Annotated in this window: 4 protein-coding genes; all 4 read left to right on the forward strand. The window is 67.6% G+C overall.

Annotation, left to right across the window (positions count from 1 at the left end; genetic code table 11):
* A partial coding sequence (locus tag VFE05_16280; GenBank protein ID HET6231632.1) for a hypothetical protein occupies positions 1–858 on the forward strand: 858 nt, incomplete at its 5' end.
* A 65-nt stretch (positions 859–923) separates the two neighbouring features.
* Positions 924–2,228: a 2-oxoglutarate dehydrogenase complex dihydrolipoyllysine-residue succinyltransferase gene (odhB, locus tag VFE05_16285; protein HET6231633.1), complete on the forward strand. Its 1,305-nt coding sequence runs from the start codon at positions 924–926 to the stop codon at positions 2,226–2,228.
* A gap of 75 nt (positions 2,229–2,303) precedes the next feature.
* Positions 2,304–3,065 carry a toll/interleukin-1 receptor domain-containing protein gene (locus VFE05_16290; protein ID HET6231634.1) on the forward strand — a complete coding sequence of 254 codons (762 nt, stop codon included), beginning with the start codon at positions 2,304–2,306 and terminating at the stop codon, positions 3,063–3,065.
* Positions 3,058–4,449, forward strand: a complete 1,392-nt coding sequence (lpdA, locus tag VFE05_16295) for a dihydrolipoyl dehydrogenase (protein ID HET6231635.1) — start codon at positions 3,058–3,060, stop codon at positions 4,447–4,449. Before VFE05_16290 ends, lpdA begins: the two co-directional genes overlap by 8 nt.
* Positions 4,450–4,606: the final 157 nt, after the last annotated feature.

The following is a 4,606-nucleotide window of genomic DNA, read 5'->3' on the forward strand; positions in this document are numbered from 1 at the left end:
CAGTTCGGCGACTTCGCCAACGGCGCGCAGGTGATGATCGACCAATACCTCGCGTCGAGCTACCAGAAGTGGCAGCAGACCTCGGGCATGGTGCTCCTCCTCCCCCACGGCTACGAGGGCGGCGGGCCGGAGCACTCCAGCGCACGCCTGGAGCGCTATCTCCAGCTCTGCGCCGAAGGCAACCTGCGCGTGGTCAACTGCACCACCAGCGCGCAGTACTTCCACCTCATCCGCCGACAGGCGCAGCTGCTGGGGCGCGACCCGCGGCCGCTGGTGGTGATGAGCCCCAAGAGCCTGCTGCGGCAGCCGCTCGCCGGCGCCACGCTGGCGGAGCTGTCCTCCGGCTCCTTCCGCCCCGTGCTGCCGGACGCCACGGCAGAGGAGCGGAAGGACGGCGTCACGCGTCTGCTGCTGTGCAGCGGCAAGGTGTGGGTGGACCTCGTGGGGCTGAGCGAGGACCAGCGGCGCGAGATCGACGCGATCCCCGGGCGCGAGCGCGTGGCGCTGGCGCGCGTGGAGGAGCTCTACCCCTTCCCGGACGAGGAGCTGGCGGCGATGATGCGCGGCTTCCCCGCCCTGCGCGAGGTCGTGTGGGTGCAGGAGGAGCCGCAGAACATGGGCGCGTGGACCTTCGCCGAGCCGCGGCTGCGGAAGATCGCGGGCGACGTGCCGGTGCGTTACGAAGGCCGCCCGGAGCGCGCGAGCCCGGCCGAGGGCAGCGCCGTGCGCCACGTGCACGAGCAGAACCGCATCGTCCGCGCGGCGTGGTCGGACTCGCCCGAGGCGGGCGGGCGCGTGCTGCCGCAGGTGGACGCGGCGCCCGTGGACGGCGGCAAGGGCGGGAAGCGCGGCCGGTAGGCGCACGGCCCCGCTCGAGATGACGAAGTGAGATCACCACCCCGATACATTGGAGCGGACACCACATGCCGGTCGAGATCCGAGTTCCGCCGCTGGGCGATTCCGTCGTAGAGGCGACGGTGGGAAGGTGGACGAAGAAGGCGGGCGACGCGGTCGCCAAGGACGAGGTGGTGGTGGAGCTGGAGACCGACAAGATCACCGTCGAGGTCGCCGCCCCCGCCGCCGGCACGCTGGGCGCCATCGCCAAGAACGAGGGCGACACCGTGGGCGTCAACGACCTGCTCGGCAGCATCGAGGCCGGCGCGGGCGCGTCCCCCAAGGACGCCGCGGGCCAGACCGCCACCGCCCATTACGAGGAGAAGGCCCCCGCGCCCGCCGAGGCGAAGCCGGCGGGCGACGCGCAGCCCGTGGCGGACGCGCAGACGTCGCCCGCGGTGCGGACGCTGGCGGCCGAGGCGGGCGTGGACCTGGCGAAGGTGCCGGGCACCGGTCCCAACTCGCGCATCACCAAGGAAGACGTGCAGCGCTTCATCGACGGCGGCGGGGCTCAGGCTCCCGCACCGCAGGCGCAGCCCGCCGCGCAGGCACCGGCGGCCCAGCCTGCCGCACCCGCGCCCCGCCCCGCATCTCCCGCCCCGTCTTCGGCTCCGGCCTCGACCGCCGGCGGCGAGCGTCGCGAGGAGCGGCAGAAGATGTCGCGCCGGCGGCAGACCATCGCCCGGCGTCTCGTCGAGTCGCAGCAGACCACGGCCAGCCTCACCACCTTCAACGAGGTGGACCTGAGCAAGGTCATGGAGCTGCGCAAGCGCCGGCAGGAGGCGTTCACGAAGAAGCACGGGGTGAAGCTGGGCTTCATGTCGTTCTTCGCAAAGGCCGCCATCGGCGCGCTCAAGCAGTTCCCGCGGCTCAACGCCGAGATCCAGGGCGACGAGATCGTCCTCAAGAGCTACTACGACATCGGCATCGCCGTGGGGGCCGACGAGGGGCTCGTGGTGCCCGTGGTGCGCAACGCCGACCGGCTCAGGTTCGCGGACCTGGAGAAGTCCATCGGCGAGCTGGGCACCCGCGCCCGCGACGGCAAGCTGACGCTGGAGGAGCTGCAGGGCGGCACCTTCACCATCACCAACGGCGGCACGTTCGGGAGCATGCTCAGCACGCCCATCCTCAACCCGCCGCAGGTGGGGATCCTGGGGATGCACAACATCGTGGAGCGGCCGGTGGTGGTGAACGGCGAGATCGTCATCCGCCCCATCATGTACCTGGCCGTCACGTACGACCACCGCATCGTGGACGGCAGCGAGGCTGTGCGCTTCCTGGTCACCATCAAGCAGATGCTGGAGGACCCGGAGACGCTGCTGCTGGAGGGCTGATCGATCGATATTCTTGCGGGACCAGACTAACAGGTTTGGTCCCGCACCTAATTGGGTTCCTCCTGGTTGGTGCCTATGAAGGTTTTCATCAGTTGGTCTGGACCACGCAGCTTTAAAGTCGCCGAGAAGCTTCGCGAATGGCTACCCGATGTTCTCCAAGAAGTTGATCCGTGGCTTTCGAAAGCAGATATCGACGCAGGAGCTCGGTGGGCAAGAGAGCTAGAATCCCAACTTGCTGAAACACAGTACGGGATTCTTTGCCTCACACGCGAGAACCAGACAGCTCCTTGGATCTTGTTTGAAGCAGGTGCGCTCGCGAAGAGCGTTCAAGATGCGTTTGTCTGCCCTTATCTCATCGGATTTCCTCCAACCGAACTGAGTCCGGGCCCACTAACGCAGTTTCAGGCAAAAAGCGCGACACGAGACGAGACGTGGGAACTCGTTCAGAGTATCAACCGGGCCTTGAAGGAGAAGGCCCTGACACCAGAGAGACTGAAGCGGAGTTTCGAAAAGTTCTGGCCCGACCTCGAAGCTTTGTTGTGCTCGTTGCCTGAGGAAGCTGACGCGGTTGTGCCCCGCCGGTCAAGCGACGAAATGGTTGCAGAAATCCTGAGTATTGTGCGTACACTCGCTCGAGAGGAACCCAATCCTCTTGGCTCTGATGAGCCGGCGCAAAGAGGTGCTGCCCTTAACTGGTTACTCTTGAGGGAGCAATTGGATGCTCCAGTATGGCCTCCGAAGACAGCCATGGCCTTGAGAGATCTTTTAAAAATTATGCCTAAAGACATCCCGCGTTCAGACACCGACTCCGAAGAGCAGAGCATACAAGATGGCTGACGAACAGAGCTTCGACCTGGTGGTGCTCGGCGGCGGGCCGGGCGGGTACGTGGCCGCGATCCGCGCGGCGCAGCTCGGCTTCAAGACGGCGTGCGTGGAGAAGGAGACCGCGCTGGGCGGCACCTGCGTGCGCGTGGGCTGCATCCCCAGCAAGGCGCTGCTGGACAGCACCGAGCTGTTCGACCAGATCCGCCACAAGAGCGAGTTGCACGGCATCACCGTGGCCGAGCCGCAGATGGACGTGGCGAAGATGCACGCGCGGAAGGACGCGGTGGTGAAGGCCAACACCGACGGCGTGGCCTTCCTCTTCCGCAAGAACAAGATCGAGTGGGTGCGAGGCTTCGGGCGCCTCACCTCGCCCGAGACCATCGAGGTGGAGACGGCTGACGGGAAGCGGACGCTGCGCGCGAAGAACATCGTGCTCGCCCCCGGCTCGGTGCCGGTGGAGCTGCCGTTCCTCAAGTTCGACGGCGAACGCATCATCGACTCTACCGGCGCGCTCGCCATCCCCGCCGTGCCCGGCCACCTCGTCGTGGTCGGCGGCGGCGTGATCGGTCTGGAGCTGGGCAGCGTATGGCTGCGCCTGGGTGCGAAGGTCACGGTGCTGGAAGCGATGCCGAGCATCCTCCCCGGCATGGACGGCGAGGTCGTGCGCCAGGCGGACAAGGTGTTCCGCAAGCAGGGCTTCGACATCCGCACCGGCAGCAAGGTGACGGGCGCGGAGCGGAAGGGTGACAAGGTCGTCGTCAGCGTCGAAGGCCAGGAGCCGATCGAGGCGGACTACCTGCTCGTCGCGGTCGGCCGGCGCGCGTACACGCAGGGCATGGGCATCGAGGAGGCCGGCGTGAAGGTGGAGCGCGGCGTGATCCAGGTGGACGGGCGCTACCACACCGGCGTGGGCAACGTCTACGCGATCGGTGACGCCATCGGCGGGCGGATGCTGGCGCACAAGGCCGAGGAGGAGGGCACGGCCGCGGTGGAGAACGCCGCGGGTAAGCACGGCCACGTCAACTACGACGCCGTCGCCAACGTGGTCTACACCTGGCCAGAGATCGCCTCCGTCGGCGACACGGAAGAGGAGCTGAAGGCGAAGGGCGTCGAGTACAAGGCCGGCAAGTTCCCCTTCTCGGCCAACGGCCGCGCCCGTGCGATGGGCGAGACGGACGGCTTCGTGAAGGTGCTGGCTGACGCGAAGACCGACCGCGTGCTGGGCCTCCACATCCTGGGCCCGCGCGCCTCGGACCTCATCGCCGAGGCCGCGCTCGCCATCGAGTTCCAGTCCTCGGCCGAGGACATCGCCCGCAGCGTCCACGCCCACCCCACCCTCCCAGAAGCGGTGAAGGAAGCCGCCCTCGGCGTCGGCGGGCGGATGATCCACATGTAGGATTTGGAACGGGCGCGCCGTGTCGCACCCGTTGTAAAAACGACGATCCCGCGCCGGACGAGATGTCCGGCGCGGGATCGTTGCGTTGCGGATGGTTCGTCGGCTGCGGAAAGGTGCCCCCTCCCCCAGCCCCTCCCCCGCAAGCGGGAGAGGGGAG

This window comes from Longimicrobiaceae bacterium, assembly GCA_035696245.1.
Classification (GTDB): Bacteria; Gemmatimonadota; Gemmatimonadetes; order Longimicrobiales; family Longimicrobiaceae; genus DASRQW01.

Bases quoted from the DNA above. Each gene is read 5' to 3' on its own strand.
- odhB (HET6231633.1), top strand. From the start codon at position 924: ATGCCGGTCGAGATCCGAGTTCCGCCGCTGGGCGATTCCGTCGTAGAG.
- VFE05_16290 (HET6231634.1), top strand. From the start codon at position 2,304: ATGAAGGTTTTCATCAGTTGGTCTGGACCACGCAGCTTTAAAGTCGCC.
- lpdA (HET6231635.1), top strand. From the start codon at position 3,058: ATGGCTGACGAACAGAGCTTCGACCTGGTGGTGCTCGGCGGCGGGCCG.